Raw genomic sequence first — 16,389 nt, forward strand, 5'->3', positions numbered from 1 at the left:
GCTCCGCGCGATGCGGGGCCAAGGTCAGGCGGCGGATAACCGCGAACGGTTATTCGCCCTACGTCAAGGTCGGGCCTGGCGTAGGGCGCATAACGCCTACGGCGTTATCCGCCGTTTGGCCTTGGTTCCCGGCGGCTCCGGGGTTGATCTGAGCGTTGGCTGAGGCCCCGGTGTATCGGCGGATAACCGCGAACAGGTGTTTCAACGCGCCGGCAGGATGACTCCGCGGCACTCGCCGAAGCCGATGCGCGGGTAGCCTTCGCGTTCGCACCAGGCGCGGAAGATCACTTCGTCGCCGTCCTGTAGGAAAGTGCGCTGCTCGCCGCCGGGCAGCTGCAGCGGCTGCTTGCCGCCGAAGGTGCTCTCCAGCAGGCTGCCGAAGGCTTCCGGCGCGGGCCCGGAGAGGGTGCCGGAGCCGAACAGGTCGCCGGCCTGCAGCTTGCAGCCGCCGACGCTGTGGTGGGCGACCATCTGCGCCACCGTCCAGTACATGTTCTGCGTGTTGCTCAGCGCCAGGCGCAGCGGCTCGATGCCCTGCTCGCGCATGGCGGCGGTCTGCAGCAGCACTTCCAACTGGATGTCGAACGCGCCATGGGCCTGGTCGTGCTCGTCCAGCAGGTAGGGCAGCGGCTGCGGGTCGCCTTCCGGGCGCGCCGGCTGGGCCTTGCGGAACGGCGCCAGGGCCTCGGCGGTGACCACCCAGGGCGAAACGCTGGTGGCGAAGTTCTTCGCCAGGAACGGGCCCAGCGGCTGGTATTCCCAGGCCTGCACGTCGCGCGCCGACCAGTCGTTGAGCAGGCAGTAGCCGGCCACGTGCTGCTCGGCCTGGCCGATGCCGATGGCCTCGCCCATCTCGTTGCCCGGGCCGATCCAGATGCCCAGCTCCAGTTCGTAGTCCAGCCGCTTGCTCGGGCCGAAGCCCGGGGCCTCGGCGCCCGGCGCCAGAGTCTGGCCGTTGGGCCGGCGCACCGCGGCGCCGGAGGCGACCACGGTGGAGGCGCGGCCGTGGTAGCCGATGGGCACGTGCTTGTAGTTGGGCAGCAGCGGGTTGTCCGGGCGGAACAGGCGGCCGACGTTGTTGGCGTGGTGGATGCCGACGTAGAAGTCGGTGTAGTCGCCGACCTGGGCCGGCAGGTGCAGCTGGCAGTTGGCCTGGGCCGGCAGCAGGCTGGCGCCCAGCTCCTGCATCCGCGCCTGCTGCGGGCTGCCTTCGGCCAGCAACGCCTGCAACTGCTCGCGCAGCACGCGGCGCGGGCCGGCGCCCAGGGCGAAGAAGGCGTTGAGGCTGGCGCCGCTGGCGGCTTCGGCGGCGTGGCGGGCCTCGGCTTCGAACAGGTCGGCGGCCAGCGCCGCCTTCAGGTCGAGGATGTGCTCGCCGATGGCCACGCCGCCACGCGGTTCGCGGCCGGGGCTGCTGAACACGCCCAGCGGCAGGTTCTGCAGGGGGAAGTCGGGGTGGCCGTTGGCGGAGTCGAGCCAGCTGCGGCGGGTGTCTGCCTGGTTCATGGGTTCAGTTCCTCTGGAAGGTCTTGGCCATGCCGCTCCAGCAGGCGTCGTAGTCGCGCTGCAGTTGCGGGCATTCGAGAGCGTAGCGGCTCGGGCGCAGCACGCGGCCGGTCTCGAACATGAAGGCCATGGTGTTTTCGATCTTGTGCGGTTTCAGCTCGGCGGCGATGGCCTGCACGGTGCTGGCGTTGTCCGGGCCGTGGGCGCTCATGCAGTTGTGCAGCGAGGCGCCGCCGGGGGCGAAGCCGTCGGCCTTGGCGTCGTAGGCGCCCTGGAGCAGGCCCATGAATTCGTTCATCAGGTTGCGGTGGAACCACGGCGGGCGGAAGGTGTTCTCGGCCACCATCCAGCGCGGCGGGAAGATCACGAAGTCGACGTTGGCCATGCCGTGGGTGTCGCTGGGCGAGGTGAGCACGGTGAAGATCGACGGGTCCGGGTGGTCGTAGCTGACCGTGCCGAGGGTGTTGAACAGGCGCAGGTCGTACTTGTAGGGCACGTTGTTGCCGTGCCAGGCGACCACGTCCAGCGGCGAGTGGTCCAGCTCGCAGGCCCACAGCTCGCCGAGGAACTTCTGCACCAGCTGCACCGGCGCGTCGATGTCTTCGTAGTGGGCCACCGGGGCGAGGAAGTCGCGCGGGTTGGCCAGGCCGTTGCTGCCGATCGGGCCCAGGTCGGGGATGCGCAGGGCGGCGCCGTGGTTCTCGCAGATGTAGCCGCTGGCGGTCGCATCCAGCAGTTCGACGCGGAACTTCATGCCGCGCGGGATCACCGCGATCTCCAGCGGCTCGACGTCCAGCCGGCCCAGCTCGGTGGCCAGGCGCAGGCGGCCCTGCTGCGGGACGATCAGCAGCTCGCCGTCGGCGTCGTAGAACACCCGGTCCATGGAGCGGTTGGCGCGGTACAGGTGCACGCTGACGCCGCTGGCCTGCTCGGCGTCGGCGGTGGCGGCGAGGGTCAGCAGGCCGTCGAGGAAGTCGGTGGGCTCGCCGGGGATGTCCTGGGGGTTCCAGCGCAGGCGGTTGGGGTTCACCTGGCCCGGCTCACGGCCGGGAATCTGCCGCGCCAGGCGCTCGAAGCGTGGGTGGCTGGCCGAGGGCTTGATGCGGTACAGCCAGGTGCGCCGGGCCTCGCTGCGCGGCACGGTGAAGGCGGTGCCGGAAAGCTGCTCGGCGTAGAGCCCGAAGGGCACCTGCTGCGGCGAGTTCTGCCCCTGGGGCAGGGCGCCGGGCAGGGCTTCGCTGCTGAACTGGTTGTTGAAACCCGACAGGTAGGTGAGCGATTCGGCGGACGACATGGCGACCTCGTTGTTTTTGTAATCGAATTACGAATAACGTAATTTGAACGCCGGAAGGGGTCAAGCTATAACAGCGCCTCCATCGACGAACGAGTCATTGCATGGCCATTCCCAGGGACACCGGCGACGCGCCGAAACGCCAGAAAGTGCAGGCCGCCGAAGTCGGCACCGACATCCTCAAGGGCCTGGCCGACCTGGCCCCGGCCACTTCGCTGTCGCGCCTGGCCGAGCACGTGGGCATGCCCGCGGCCAAGGTCCACCGCTACCTGCAGGCGCTGATCGCCAGCGGCTTCGCCGAGCAGGACGCGGCCACCAACCACTACGCCCTGGGCCCGGAGGCGCTGTTCGTCGGCCTGGCCGCCATCGGCCGGCTGGACGTGGTGCGCGCCGCCACGGCGCACCTGAGCGCGCTGCGCGACGAGCTGAACGAAACCTGCTTCCTCGCCGTGTGGGGCAACAAGGGGCCGACCGTGGTGCAGGTGGAGCAGCCGCTGCGCGCGGTGACCCTGGTCACCCGGGTGGGCTCGGTGCTGCCTCTATTGGGCTCGTCCACCGGCCTGGTGTTCAACGCCTACCTGCCCGACGGCGAGACCGCGCCGCTGCGCGAGGAGGAGAAGGGCATGCCTGGTGCGCTGGACGATGCGGAACTGCACAAGCAGACGGCGGAAATCCGGGCTTCCGGCTTGCACCATGTGCATGGGCTGTTGATGCCGGGGGTGAATGCGCTGTCGGCGCCGGTGTTCGCGGTGGGTGAGCAACTGGCTGGGGTGGTGACGGTGGTGGGGGCGGCGAGTGCCTTCCGCGCCGAGACCCAGGGGCGGGCGGCGGAGTTGCTGAAGGACGCGGCGGCCGCCATCACCGCGCGGATGGCGGGGCGTAGGCCGGAGTAGGGCGGATAACCGTTCGCGGTTATCCGCCGTTGGCCGGAACACCGTTGCCGGGGACGATGGCGGATAACGCCGTAGGCGTTATGCGCCCTACGGGGCCAAACAAAGCTCCGTAGGATGGGTTGAGCGAAGCGATACCCATCACCGTGGCCCGATGGGTATCGCAAGCTCAACCCATCCTACGAGAGCGCTTCGGAGCGGTGGGTCTGGCTCACTTCGTCTCCAACACCCCACGGCGGATCTGGTCGCGCTCGATCGACTCGAACAGCGCCTTGAAGTTGCCTTCGCCGAAGCCGTCGTCGCCCTTGCGCTGGATGAACTCGAAGAACACCGGGCCCATCAGGGTTTCCGAGAAGATCTGCAGCAGCAGCCGGCGGCTGCCGCCCTCGGAGGTGCCGTCGAGGAGGATGCCGCGGTTGCGCAGTTCCTCCACCGGCTCGCCGTGGTTGGGCAGGCGCTCTTCGAGCATCTCGTAGTAGGTCGCCGGCGGCGCGGTCATGAAGCGCATGTCCAGGCCCTTGAGGGCGTCCCAGGTCTTCACCAGGTCGTCGGTGAGGAAGGCCACGTGCTGGATGCCCTCGCCGTTGAACTGCATGAGGAATTCCTCGATCTGCCCGGCGCCCTTGGAGGACTCCTCGTTGAGCGGGATGCGGATCATGCCGTCCGGCGCGGTCATGGCCTTGGAGGTCAGGCCGGTGTACTCGCCCTTGATGTCGAAGTAGCGGATCTCGCGGAAGTTGAACAGCTTCTCGTAGAAGTCCGCCCAGTAGGCCATGCGCCCGCGGTACACGTTGTGGGTGAGGTGGTCGATGATCTTCAGGCCGGCGCCTTTGGGGTGGCGGTCCACGCCTTCGATGAACTCGAAGTCGATGTCGTAGATCGACGAGCCCTCGCCGAAGCGGTCGATCAGGTACAGCGGCGCGCCGCCGATGCCCTTGATCGCCGGCAGGCGCAGCTCCATCGGCCCGGTGGGGATTTCCACCGGCTGCGCGCCCAGCTCCAGGGCGCGGGCGTAGGCCTGGTGGGCGTTCTTCACGCGGAAGGCCATGCCGCACACCGAGGGGCCGTGCTCGGCGGCGAAGTAGGCCGCCAGGCTCTTGGGCTCGTTGTTGAGGATCAGGTTGATCTCGCCCTGGCGGTACAGGTGCACGTCCTTGGAGCGGTGGCTGGCCACCTTGGTGAAGCCCAGGCTGGCGAAGATGGGTTCCATCACGCCGGGGGTGGGGGAGGCGAATTCGATGAATTCGAAGCCCATGAGGCCCATGGGGTTGTCGAAGAGGTCTGCCATGTTCGTGTTCCTCGCGGTGGACGCGCTTCTGGTATGCGTCCGGGATTCGGAAAGTCGTGGGGAGTCAGCTACGCGGCTGGCGCGGCGGCGAGCAGGGCACGCCGCGTACGCTGCGGGCGAGGAAGTCGCCGATGGTGACTTTGAATCCGAGGCTTTGCATGGCGCGCTCCTCAGGCCGGCTTGTCGGCCTGGACGTCCGGGTGGGCCTGGCGGAAGGCCGGGTGCTCCAGGGCCAGGCGCTCTACCCTGAGTATGCGCGGGAATGGGCTCAGGTCCACCTCGAAGCGGCGGGCGGCGTACAGCTGCGGTAGCAGGTAGACGTCGGCCAGGCCCGGCTGCGGGCCGCAGCAGAAGCCTTGGTCGCCGATCAGCGCTTCCACGGCCTTCAGCCCTTCGCCGATCCAGTGGGCGATCCACTGGTTCACGCCGTCCTCGTCTATGCCCAGGGCGCGCAGGCGGTTGAGCACGGCGACGTTGTGCAGCGGGTGGATGTCGCAACCGATGAGCGCCGCCACGCCGCGCTGGTGGGCGCGCTGCAGGGCGTCGGCCGGCAGCAGGGCGGGCTCGGGGTAGCGTTCTTCCAGGTATTCGATGATCGCCGGCGACTGGATCAGCAGTTCGCCTTCGTCGGTGCGCAGGGCCGGCACGCGGCCTTGCGGGTTCAGCGCCAGGTAGGCGCCTTGGCGGTGCTCGCCCTGCAGCAGGTTGACCGGGACGTGCCGGGGCTGCAGGCCCTTGAGGGCCAGGGCGATGCGCACGCGGTAGCTGGAGGTGGAGCGGTAGTAGGTGTAGAGGTCCATGGACTCTCACTCGCAGGCAGCGTGCGCGTCGTGGCGGGCACTGTTGTTTTCGTAATTGCCTTACACTCTGCGTAATTTTTCCGCCGAGGGCAAGCCCCCGCGCTCCTTCGGGGGCTCGCCGCGCTGTCTTCAGTCGATGCGTTCGAAGGGCAGGCCGACGTAGTTCTCGGCGATGCAGGTGCGCCCGGCCTGGGAGTCGAGGAAGTAGGCCAGTTCAGTATCGAGCATCTTCTGGGTGAAGGCGTCGTTGTCGGGGAATTTGTGCAGCATGCTGGTCATCCACCAGCTGAAGCGCTCGGCCTTCCAGATGCGCCGCAGTGCAACTTCCGAGTAGCGCTGCAGCAGCTCGACGCGGCCTTCGCCGTAGACCTTGACGAGGATGCGGTACAGGGCGTCGACGTCGCTGGCCGCCAGGTTCAGGCCCTTGGCGCCGGTGGGCGGGACAATGTGCCCGGCGTCGCCGACCAGGAACAGCTTGCCGTATTGCAGCGGCTCCACCACGAAGCTGCGCAGCGGGGCGATACTCTTCTCCAGCGACGGGCCGGTGACCAGGCGCGCGGCGGCGTCGGCCGGCAGGCGGCGCTTGAGTTCGTCCCAGAAGCGCTCGTCGGACCAGTCCTCGACCTTCTCCTCCAGGCCCACCTGCAGGTAGTAGCGGCTGCGGGTGGCCGAGCGCATGCTGCTGAGGCTGAAGCCGCGCTCGCTGCTGGCGTAGATGAGTTCGTGGTTGACCGGCGGGGTATCGCTGAGCAGGCCGAGCCAGCCGAAGGGGTAGACGCGCTCGTAGATCTTCAGCTTGTCGGCCGGGATGGTCTGCCGCGACACGCCGTGGAAGCCGTCGCAGCCGGCGATGTAGTCGCAGTCCAGGCGCGCTGTCTCGCCGTCCTTGCTGAAGGTGACGTAGGGCTTCTCGCCCTGCACCTCGTGCAGCTGCACGTCGCCGGCTTCGTAGATGCTCAGGGCGCCGCTGGCCTGGCGGGCTTCCATGAGGTCGCGGGTGACTTCGGTCTGGCCATAGACCATCACGTTCTTGCCGCCGGTCAGGCCCTTGAGGTCGATGCGCTCGCGGCGGCCGTCCAGCACCAGTTCGAAGCCGTCGTGGGGCAGGCCTTCGGCGTCCATGCGGGCATTGGCGCCGGCCTCGCGCAGCAGGTCCACGGTGCCCTGTTCCAGCACCCCGGCGCGGATGCGCCCGAGCACGTAGTCCGGGCTCTGGCGTTCGAGGATGACGTTGTCGATGCCGGCGCGTTGCAGCAGTTGGCCGAGCAGCAGGCCGGAAGGGCCGGCGCCGATGATGGCAACCTGGGTTTTCATTGTTGTTTTCCTCGTCGTCGCGGGCCGGGGCCTGGTCGTAGGCACGCCCCCTGGCCGCGTAGTTGTTATTGGCACCTGCATTTTTGGTGGATGAATCGCCGCGCAGAAGGCAATATCCAACAGATAACCTGGATTTTTCGTGGATAGCCCCGGCGGCCTATAAATGCACAAGACGCCCGCTTCGAATCCGGTCCCGGTGTTCCAGCTGTACGGCGAGACCCACGCCTGGCCGACACCCGACCCCCTGCACTGCGAGACCATTCCGTCGCGCAGCAGCCTGTACGACTGGGAAATCCGCCCGCACCGCCACGCCGACCTGGTGCAGCTGCTCTACGTGCGCGCCGGCGAAGCCGAGCTGGAAGTGGAGGGCAGCGTCACCCGCGTGCGCGAGGCCACAGTGCAGGTCTCGCCGCCCCTGTGCGTGCACGGCTTCCGCTTCACCGCGCAGATCGACGGCTACGTCCTCAGCCTGGCCCAGCCCTTCGCCGAGGAACTGCTGCGCCAGTTCGACCGCGCCGTGCTGGAACAGCCGCAGTGCTACGCGGTGGGTGAGGACGAGCGCTACCTGAGCACCCTGTTCGACTCCATCGAGCGCGAATACGCGCGCCAGGAGCCGGGCCGCGAGCTGATGCTGCGCTCGCTGGTCAGCGCCCTGCTGGTGTGGCTGGGGCGCCGCCACCTGCAGGCCAGCCACGCCGCCAGCGCCGCGCCGGACCGTGGCCGCGAGCACCTGCAGGCGTTCCGCCGGCTGGTGGAGAAACACTTGCGCGAGCACCTGCCGATCGAGCGCTACGCCGAGCGCCTGGGCATCAGCGCGGCGCACCTCAACGCCCTGTGCCGGCGCCTGGCCGGCGTCTCGGCGCTGCAGCTGATCAGCCAGCGCCTGCTGCTGGAGGCCAAGCGCAACCTGGTGTACACGGACATGACCGTGCAGGAGGTCTCCGACCAGCTGGGCTTCTCGGAGCCGGCGTACTTCTCGCGATTCTTCAAGCGCGGCACCGGGCAGTCGCCCAGGGCCTTCCGGGGTAACCGATGAACATCGACTCACGCATCAAGTTCCGCCACCTGCTGTGCTTCCTCGAAGTGGCCCGCCTGGGCAGCCTGGCGCGCGCCGCCGACCGCCTGGCGGTGAGCCAGCCGGCGGTGTCGAAGACGCTCAAGGAGCTGGAGGAAGTGCTCGACGCCAGCCTGTTCGAGCGCGGCAAGGGCGGCGCCGTGCTGACCGAGGCCGGCATCGCCTTCCTGCGCTATGCCGGGCCCTGCGTGCAGGCTCTGCGCGACGGCGTGGAGAGCCTGCGCGGCGGCGAATACGCGGCCAGCAGCGCACGCCTGGGCGTGCTTTCCACCGTGGAGGGCGCCTTCCTCCCGGAAGTGGTGCGGCGCCTGCACGCGCGCCACGGGGCGCTGGTGGTCAGCGTGGTCACCGGGCCCAGCGCGCACCTGCTCTCGCAACTGCGCGTCGGCGAGCTGGACCTGGTGGTCGGGCGCATGACCGACAGCCCGCAGATCCAGGGCCTGACCTTCGAGCACCTGTACAACGAGCCGCTGACCCTGGTGGTGCGCGCCGGCCACCCGCTGCTGGGCCGGCCGCTGGACGCGGCGGAACTGGAGGAATACCCGCTGGTGCTACCCACCGCTGGCACCACCATCCGCAAGCGCGTCGACAGCCTGTTCGTCGAGCACGGCCTGCGCCAGTCGTCGCGGCGCCTGGAAACCCTCTCGCTGAGCCTGAGCCGGCGCTACGTCGACGACAGCGACGCGGTCTGGATGGCGCCGCTGGACGCGGTGCGCGCGGCCCTGGGCAAGGGCGAGCTGGCCGAGCTGGCGCCGCAGCTGCAGGAGGCCGGCGGCTCGGTGGGCATCTGCAGCAACGCCTCGCTGCCGCTGTCCCTCGGCGCGCACTGGTGCCAGGAGGTGCTGCGCGAGGTGGGGCAGGAGTACCGCGAAGGGGTTTATCCATAACCAGTTGGTTAAGGATGGCGGGCAGCTTTTCAATTTTCCTGCGCGTCGAGCTGGCGGAAACTGCGGAGCACATGCCTGGTGCTCTACAGGCTCCTATAACTCCAACAACAGGAGACCGCCATGTCCGAAGTGGACAGCAGCCGGTTCGTCATCCGTGACCGCAACTGGCACCCCAAAGCCCTCACCCCCGACTACAAGACCTCCGTCGCCCGCTCCCCGCGCCAGGCGCTGGTAAGCATCCCACAGTCGATCTCCGAGACCACCGGCCCGGACTTCTCGCACCTGAAGTTCGGCGAGCACGACAACGACCTGCTGCTCAACTTCAACACCGGCGCCCTGCCCATCGGCGAGCGCATCGTCGTCCACGGCCGCGTCGTCGACCAGTACGGCAAGCCGGTGCCCAACACCCTGGTGGAAATGTGGCAGGCCAACGCCGGCGGCCGCTACCGGCACAAGAACGACCGCTACCTGGCGCCGCTGGACCCGAACTTCGGCGGTGTCGGCCGCGCCATCACCGACAGCGACGGCCGCTACATCTTCCGCACCATCAAGCCCGGCCCCTATCCGTGGCGCAACGGCCCCAACGACTGGCGCCCGGCGCACATCCACTTCTCCATCAGCGGCCCGTCCATCGCCACCCGGCTGATCACCCAGCTGTACTTCGAGGGCGACCCGCTGATCCCGATGTGCCCCATCGTCAAGTCGATCGCCAACCCCGAGGCGGTGCAGAGCCTGATCGCGCGCCTGGACATGGGCATGGCCAACCCCATGGATTGCCTGGCCTACCGCTTCGACATCGTCCTGCGCGGCCAGCGCCAGACCCACTTCGAGAATCGCTGAGGAGGTTCGCCATGCCCGTTCAACTGCTCCCCGAAACCCCCTCGCAGACCGCCGGCCCGTATGTGCACATCGGCCTGGCCCTGGAAGCGGCCGGCAACCCGACCCGCGACCTGGAAATCTGGAACCAGATGGCCAAGCCCGGCGCCGCCGGCGAGCACATCCTGCTGCTGGGCAACGTCTACGACGGCAACGGCCACCTGGTGCGCGACTCCTTCCTGGAGTTCTGGCAGGCCGACCACGAAGGCAACTACGACAGCCGCTACGATGCCGAGAAGGCGTTCAACGGCTTCGGCCGCACCGCCACCACCTTCGATGCCGGCGAGTGGACGCTGAAGACCATCAAGCCGGGCGTGACCAAGGCCGCCGACGGCCGCCCGCAGGCGCCGCACATCAACGTGTCGCTGTTCGCCCGCGGCATCAACATCCACCTGCAGACGCGCCTGTACTTCGAGGACGAGGCCGAGGCCAACGCCAAGGACCCGGTGCTCAACCTGATCGAACAGGCGCCGCGCCGCGAGACCCTGGTGGCCCGCCGCTGCGAAGTGAACGGCCAGCTGGCCTATCGTTTCGACATCCGCATCCAGGGCGAAGGCGAGACGGTGTTCTTCGACTTCTGATGCGTTCCGACGCCTGAACGGGCGGGCCGCGCGAGCGGTCCGCCCGTCGGCGTTCACGGCATGGCGTAGGCTGTGCCTGATGACGAAGAAAACTGGAGCCCTTGCGTGAGCAACCGACTTTTCGACGCCTACTTCACCCAGCCGGCGATGCGCGAGCTGTTCTGCGACCGCGCGCGCCTGCAGGGCATGCTCGACTTCGAGGCCGCCCTGGCCCGCGCCGAGGCGCGCTGCGGGGTGATCCCGGCCGCCGCGGTGGCGCCCATCGAGGCCGCCTGCCGCGCCGAGCTGTACGACTTCGACGCCCTGGCCACGGCCATCTGCAGCGCCGGCAACTCGGCCATCCCCATGGCCAAGGCGCTGGGCCGGCAGGTCGCCGCGACGGACGTGGAGGCCGAGCGCTACGTGCACTTCGGCGCCACCAGCCAGGACGCCATGGACAGCGGCCTGGTGCTGCAACTGCGCGCCGCCGTCGGCCTGCTGGAAGACGACCTGGCGCGCCTGGGCGCGGCCCTGGCCGAGCAGGCGCGCCAGCACGCCGACGTGCCCATGGCCGGGCGCACCTGGCTGCAACACGCCACCCCGGTGACCCTGGGCATGAAGATCGCCGGCTGGCTCGGCGCGGTCACCCGCCACCGCGAGCGCCTGGCCGAACTCAAGCCGCGCCTGCTCAGCCTGCAGTTCGGCGGCGCCTCCGGCAGCCTGGCGGCGCTGGGCGACGACGGTTTCGCCGTGGCCGAGGCGCTGGCCGAGGAGCTGCGCCTGCAACTGCCGGAACAGCCCTGGCACACCCAGCGCGACCGCCTCGTCGAGTTCGCCGCCTGGCTCGGCCTGGTGGCCGGCAGCCTGGGCAAGCTCGGCCGCGACCTCAGCCTGCTGATGCAGACCGAGGCCGGCGAAGTCTTCGAGCCCTCCGCGCCGGGCAAGGGCGGCTCCTCGACCATGCCGCACAAGCGCAACCCGGTGGGCGCCGCCGTGCTGATCGGCGCCGCCACCCGCGCGCCGGGCCTGGTGGCGACGATGCTGAGCGCCATGCCCCAGGAACACGAGCGCAGCCTCGGCCTGTGGCACGCCGAATGGGAAAGCCTGCCGGAGCTTTGCTGCCTGGTCTCCGGCGCACTGCAGCAGGCGCTGCTGGTGGTGCCGGGCCTGGAAGTGGACGCCCAGCGCATGGCCCGCAACCTCGACCTGACCCGCGGCCTGGTGCTGGCCGAGGCGGTGAGCATCGCCCTGGCCCGGCGCATCGGCCGCGACGCCGCGCACCACCTGGTGGAGCAATGCTGCCGCCAGGCCGTAGCCGAAGGCGCGCACCTGCGCCAGGTGCTGGGCGGCAACGCCGAGGTCTGCGCGCAATTGAGCGAAGCCGAGCTGGACCGGCTGCTGGATCCGGCCCACTACCTGGGCCAGTGCCGCCGCTGGGTGGAACGCGCCCTGGAAGAACACGCGCGCCTCGGCTGAGGCGCGACAGACAAGCGAGAGAGAACCCGATGGACGAGAAACAACGCTACGAAGCCGGCATGCAGGTCCGCCGCGCGGTGCTGGGCGACGCCCACGTCGACCGCAGCCTGCAGAACCGCACCGCCTTCAACGAAGAATTCCAGGAAATGATCACCCGCCACGCCTGGGGCGACATCTGGACCCGCCCCGGCCTGCCGCGCCACACCCGCAGCCTGGTGACCATCGCCATGCTCATCGGCATGAACCGCGAAGGCGAACTGAAACTGCACCTGCGCGCCGCCCGCAACAACGGCGTTAGCCGCGAGGAGATCAAGGAAGTGCTGCTGCAGAGCGCGATCTACTGCGGCATCCCGGCGGCCAACGCGACCTTCCACCTGGCGGAGGAAGTGTGGAACGAGCTGGGGACGGAGTCGCTGGAGGGGGGAGCCCGATCTAACGGCGTATAACCGCGAACGTTTATACGCCCTACGTTATGGCGCTTTTCGTAGGAGCGAGCTTGCTCGCGAATGGAGTTTGTCGGTGGCTGCGGTGTTGGGTTCAAGAGCCCCCTCTCCCCAGCCCTCTCCCTGAAGGGAGAGGGGGCTTGTCCGTGCCGGCGGAGGCTATGGCGTTCGCCGGCTATTTCCGCAACTGCCGGCTAACTCCAGCGTTCCCGTTTCTGCCCAACGGTCCCCTCTCCCTTCAGGGAGAGGGTTAGGGAGAGGGCGCTCTTGAGGGTGCACGCCGAACCGCCCGGTAGAACTCCATTCACCAGGCGTAGGGCGGATAACGTTCCACGTTATCCGCCGCTTGGCCATGGTTCCCGGCGGCTCCGAGGCTGACCTTGGCGTTGGCTATGGCTTCGGCGTATCGGCCTATAACCGCGAACGGTTATACGCCCTACGGCATCCGATCTGCCACGAAATCCGCCTCCGAACGCGCCTCCAGCTGCCCCTTGCGACAAGCTCGCTGGAACCGCTCGAAGTCCCGCTCGTTCTGCAGCGCGTAAGCCTTGGCGTAATGCACCAGCGCATCGTTCAGCGCATCGCTCTTGCCGATGTAGCCGGCGATCCTCGCCGCCTGCCCGCCGGACTTGGCGTGGGCGCAGGCCAGGGCGCGGCCGCACACGCGGGCGTAGGCGAGGAAGGCGTTTTCGTCGAAGGTCTCCAGTTCCGCCGAGACCTTCATGTCGCGCAGCTGGCGCACGTAGAAGTGGCGGCCGCCGGGGCCGGTGGTCCAGCCGAGGAAGAGGTCGCTGGCCGACTGCATCAGGCGCTGGCCGTCCACCACCCGCTGGCCCTGGTGGCGGGTGCGCAGCTTGCTGCGCACGTAGCCGGCCAGCACCGAGGGACGGGCTTCCTTGTACTGCAGGAACAGCGGCTGTTCCTGGGCGTCGATCAGCAGCGCCACCAGGCAGCGGGTGCCGACGCTGCCCACGCCTACTACCTTGAACACCAGGTCCTGCACCTCGAAGCGGTCGAGCAGGTCGCGGCGGTCGGCCTGCAGGGTGGAGCGGTAGTCGCGCATGAAGGTGTCGTGCAGGTCCTGCCAGTGCTCCAGGTCCATCCAGTCGTCGTCCTTGTCCAGCAGCGAGGTCGAGGCGTGCAGGTGGAAGATTTCCGGCAGGTCGTCGCGGATCTGCAGGCGGCCCTTGGCGTCGCGCTCGGCGATCTTCGGCAGCAGCTCGGCGTGGGTGCGCCGGTTGGCCTTCTCGATGGCGCGCTGCACGTGCTCGCGCAGGTCCTTTTCCTTCTCCTGCTCCAGCGCCACCTCGTAGTCGATGCGCCCATACCACAGCTCCAGGGCGCCCATCTCGGCGCACTCGGCCATGTTCTGCTGGTAGGAGGCGACCAGCTCGTGGCAGGCGTTCTCTTCCACGCTCTCGCCGTGGCGCAGGTCGCGGGCGGCGATGAGGAAGCTCGCCACCAGGCGCTTGAGGTCCCATTCCCAGGGGCCGGGGTGGACCTCGTCGAAGTCGTTGACGTTGAACAGCAGGTTGCGCTCGGGGGAGGCGAAGCCGCCGAAATTCATCAGGTGGCAGTCGCCGCAGATCGGCAATTCCATGCCCATGTCCGGGGTGCCCGAGAGGTCGTGGGCCTGGAGCAGGGCGCTGCCGCGGAAGAAGGTGAAGGGCGACACCAGCATGCGCCCGTAGCGCAGCGCCACCAGCGACTGCACGCGGCCGGCGCTGGAGGCCTCGATCAGCGGCAGCGGGTCGCGGTCGATTTTCCCGGGTTCGGAGTGGCTGCTGCGCGGGCACTTATCGCGGGCGTCCTTGCCCTGCTTGCGGAGTTCCTTGATGTCCATCGTTCACCTCCAATCCCGGGGCCATGAGTTCGAGCTTAGAGGCTGGCCAGGGGCCTGCAAGTCGGCGCCTTGGGCTGGCCTGGAAAGGGCATTTCTGCGATGGTCGCGGCGTCTCGTCGTCAGGAAGCGTCCATGTCCGCCATCGCCATTGTGCTCGCCCGTCCCGCCAAAATGCCCTGGCGCGCCCTGGGCATCGCCCTCGGCCTGCTGGCCCTGGCCGGCTGCAGCTCGCAGTCCGCCCGCCAGGCGCCGGAGCCGACGCCGGCGCAGGTGCGCGCCACCCTGGCGCAGTTGCTGCCGGCCAAGGCGAGCGACCGCAGCGGCTGGGCCACGGACATCCAGGCGGCCTTCGCCGCCCAGCGCATCCGCCCGAGCACCGAGAACCTCTGCTCGGTGCTGGCGATCACCGAGCAGGAATCCAACTTCCAGGCCGACCCGCAGGTGCCGGGCCTGGGCCGCATCGCCCGCGGCGAGATGCAGAAGCGCGCCGCGCGCCTGCACATCCCCAACTTCCTGCTCGACGCCGCCCTGGCGCTGAAGTCGCCCACCGGCAAGAGCTACAGCCAGCGCCTGGACGCGGTGCGCAGCGAGCGCGAGCTGAGCGCCATCTTCGACGACTTCATCGGCATGGTGCCGCTCGGCCAGCAGCTGTTCGGCCGCTTCAACCCGGTGCGCACCGGCGGGCCCATGCAGGTCAGCGTGGCCTTCGCCGAGCAGCACGCCGAGGGCTACCCGTACCCGCTGAAAGGCAGCGTGCGCCAGGAAGTGTTCAGCCGCCGCGGCGGCATGTACTTCGGCATCGCCCACCTGCTGGGCTACCCGGCGGACTACCAGCGGCCGCTGTACCGCTTCGCCGACTTCAACGCCGGCTGGTACGCCAGCCGCAACGCCGCCTTCCAGCGCGCGGTGAGCCTGGCCACCGGCATCCCGCTGGCGCTGGACGGCGACCTGATCCGCTACGACTCCAGCGCCGCCGGCGCCACCGAACTGGCGGTGCGCACCCTGGGCCCGCGCCTGGGCCTGAGCGACAGCCAGATCCGCCGCGACCTGGAGCAGGGCGAGCGCGCCGAGTTCGGCGAGACGAAGCTCTACGCCAAGGTCTTCGCCCTGGCCGAGAAGAACGAAGGCAAGCCCCTGGCCCGGGCGGTGCTGCCGGGCATCACCCTGCACAGCCCGAAGATCACCCGCAACCTCACCACCGCCTGGTTCGCCCAGCGTGTGGACGAGCGCTACCAGCGCTGCCTGGCGCGCGCTGGCAAGCGCTGACCGCCGCAGGCCGCCTTGCGCTGGCCACCCGGCGCCGCGAATAATCCCGGGCCCACTCCCGACGAGGCGCCCAGTATGCCCGCATCCTTCCCTCCCGTCCTGCTCGATGCCCTGCGCCAGGCGCGGCACCTTGTGGTGTTCACCGGCGCCGGGGTTTCCGCAGAGAGCGGTATCCCCACCTTCCGCGATGCCCTGAGTGGCCTGTGGCAGCGCTTCGATCCCGCCCAGTTGGCCACCCCTGAAGCCTTCGCCGAAGACCCGGCTCTGGTCTGGGGCTGGTACGAATGGCGGCGCATGAAGGTGCTGGCCGCGCAGCCCAACCCGGCGCACCGGGCCATCGCCGAACTGGCCACGCGGGTACCGCGCCTGAGCCTGGTGACGCAGAACGTCGACGACCTACACGAACGCGCCGGCAGCCCGGCGGTGATCCACCTGCACGGCAGCCTGCACCAGCCGCGCTGCGTGGCCTGCGGCCGGGCCCACGACGGCCTTTCGACGAGCCTGCGGGAACCGGAAGAGGGCCGCCGTCTGGAACCACCACGCTGCGTCCATTGCGGCGAGCGGGTGCGCCCCGGCGTGGTGTGGTTCGGTGAAATGCTCCCGGAAGCCGCATTGGAGGAAGCCTTCGCCGCCGCCAGGGCTTGTGACTGCCTGCTCTCCATCGGCACCTCCGGCGTGGTCCAGCCCGCCGCGATGATTCCGCAACTGGCCGCGGAAAGCGGCGCCGTGGTCGCCCACGTCAACCCGCAGCCGGTGAGCGTGCGCGGGCCGCGGCAGTTCAGCCTGGAAGGGCCTGCCGGGGTGGTGTTGCCGGCGTTGAGCGAGGCGGCTTTCGGTTATCGGAGGCAGGTCTGAAGGAGGGGGGGCTTCGGGT

At 69.1% G+C, this 16,389-nt stretch carries 15 protein-coding genes; 9 read left to right on the forward strand and 6 right to left on the reverse strand.

Features of this window, described 5'->3' with window-relative positions:
- Positions 1–201: 201 nt before the first annotated feature.
- Positions 202–1,506 (reverse strand): fumarylacetoacetase, encoded by a 1,305-nt coding sequence (fahA, locus tag PcP3B5_RS06345; protein ID WP_061560815.1) that lies wholly within the window; start codon positions 1,504–1,506, stop codon positions 202–204.
- Between the two features lie 4 nt (positions 1,507–1,510).
- Complete coding sequence (gene hmgA, locus PcP3B5_RS06350) at positions 1,511–2,800, reverse strand: homogentisate 1,2-dioxygenase (RefSeq protein ID WP_061560816.1); 1,290 nt, start codon at positions 2,798–2,800, stop codon at positions 1,511–1,513.
- A gap of 101 nt (positions 2,801–2,901) precedes the next feature.
- Here hmgA and PcP3B5_RS06355 point away from each other — a divergent pair, with 101 nt between their 5' ends.
- The gene (locus PcP3B5_RS06355) at positions 2,902–3,690 is read left to right on the forward strand and encodes an IclR family transcriptional regulator (protein WP_061560817.1); all 789 of its coding nucleotides are present in this window, start codon (positions 2,902–2,904) and stop codon (positions 3,688–3,690) included.
- A gap of 208 nt (positions 3,691–3,898) precedes the next feature.
- Here PcP3B5_RS06355 and hppD read toward each other — a convergent pair whose 3' ends face one another.
- The 3 genes from hppD to pobA form a co-directional block, all read right to left on the reverse strand.
- Positions 3,899–4,975, reverse strand: a complete 1,077-nt coding sequence (hppD, locus tag PcP3B5_RS06360; protein ID WP_009618038.1) for a 4-hydroxyphenylpyruvate dioxygenase — start codon at positions 4,973–4,975, stop codon at positions 3,899–3,901.
- A gap of 170 nt (positions 4,976–5,145) precedes the next feature.
- Positions 5,146–5,775: a maleylacetoacetate isomerase gene (maiA, locus tag PcP3B5_RS06365; protein ID WP_009618041.1), complete on the reverse strand. Its 630-nt coding sequence runs from the start codon at positions 5,773–5,775 to the stop codon at positions 5,146–5,148.
- A gap of 129 nt (positions 5,776–5,904) precedes the next feature.
- Entirely contained in the window at positions 5,905–7,089 is a 1,185-nt protein-coding gene (gene pobA, locus PcP3B5_RS06370) for a 4-hydroxybenzoate 3-monooxygenase (protein ID WP_043272422.1), read from the reverse strand.
- 163 nt (positions 7,090–7,252) lie between these two features.
- On the opposite strand from pobA, the gene PcP3B5_RS06375 reads away from it, so the two are divergent.
- From PcP3B5_RS06375 to pcaC, 6 genes are all read left to right on the forward strand, one after another.
- Positions 7,253–8,125: a helix-turn-helix domain-containing protein gene (locus tag PcP3B5_RS06375; protein WP_043272423.1), complete on the forward strand. Its 873-nt coding sequence runs from the start codon at positions 7,253–7,255 to the stop codon at positions 8,123–8,125.
- A complete protein-coding gene (gene pcaQ / locus PcP3B5_RS06380; protein ID WP_043272424.1) occupies positions 8,122–9,051 on the forward strand; it encodes a pca operon transcription factor PcaQ in 930 nt (309 codons plus the stop codon). Before PcP3B5_RS06375 ends, pcaQ begins: the two co-directional genes overlap by 4 nt.
- 120 nt (positions 9,052–9,171) lie before the next feature.
- Positions 9,172–9,891 (forward strand): protocatechuate 3,4-dioxygenase subunit beta, encoded by a 720-nt coding sequence (gene pcaH / locus PcP3B5_RS06385; RefSeq protein WP_058072712.1) that lies wholly within the window; start codon positions 9,172–9,174, stop codon positions 9,889–9,891.
- 11 nt (positions 9,892–9,902) lie between these two features.
- Positions 9,903–10,508 carry a protocatechuate 3,4-dioxygenase subunit alpha gene (gene pcaG / locus PcP3B5_RS06390; RefSeq protein WP_061560818.1) on the forward strand — a complete coding sequence of 202 codons (606 nt, stop codon included), beginning with the start codon at positions 9,903–9,905 and terminating at the stop codon, positions 10,506–10,508.
- A 147-nt stretch (positions 10,509–10,655) separates the two neighbouring features.
- Entirely contained in the window at positions 10,656–11,963 is a 1,308-nt protein-coding gene (locus PcP3B5_RS06395; protein WP_237143099.1) for a 3-carboxy-cis,cis-muconate cycloisomerase, read from the forward strand.
- Positions 11,964–11,992: 29 nt separating this feature from the next.
- Positions 11,993–12,409 carry a 4-carboxymuconolactone decarboxylase gene (gene pcaC, locus PcP3B5_RS06400; protein WP_061560820.1) on the forward strand — a complete coding sequence of 139 codons (417 nt, stop codon included), beginning with the start codon at positions 11,993–11,995 and terminating at the stop codon, positions 12,407–12,409.
- A gap of 433 nt (positions 12,410–12,842) precedes the next feature.
- On the opposite strand, the gene PcP3B5_RS06405 is transcribed toward pcaC, so the two are convergent.
- Positions 12,843–14,249: a DUF2252 domain-containing protein gene (locus PcP3B5_RS06405; RefSeq protein WP_061560821.1), complete on the reverse strand. Its 1,407-nt coding sequence runs from the start codon at positions 14,247–14,249 to the stop codon at positions 12,843–12,845.
- 171 nt (positions 14,250–14,420) lie between these two features.
- On the opposite strand from PcP3B5_RS06405, the gene PcP3B5_RS06410 reads away from it, so the two are divergent.
- Together PcP3B5_RS06410 and PcP3B5_RS06415 are read left to right on the forward strand one after the other, a co-directional pair.
- The gene (locus PcP3B5_RS06410; RefSeq protein ID WP_061563209.1) at positions 14,421–15,515 is read left to right on the forward strand and encodes a DUF1615 domain-containing protein; all 1,095 of its coding nucleotides are present in this window, start codon (positions 14,421–14,423) and stop codon (positions 15,513–15,515) included.
- A 75-nt stretch (positions 15,516–15,590) separates the two neighbouring features.
- Complete coding sequence (locus tag PcP3B5_RS06415) at positions 15,591–16,370, forward strand: SIR2 family NAD-dependent protein deacylase (RefSeq protein WP_061560822.1); 780 nt, start codon at positions 15,591–15,593, stop codon at positions 16,368–16,370.
- Positions 16,371–16,389: the final 19 nt, after the last annotated feature.

Source organism: Pseudomonas citronellolis (assembly GCF_001586155.1).
Lineage (GTDB): Bacteria > Pseudomonadota > Gammaproteobacteria > Pseudomonadales > Pseudomonadaceae > Pseudomonas > Pseudomonas citronellolis.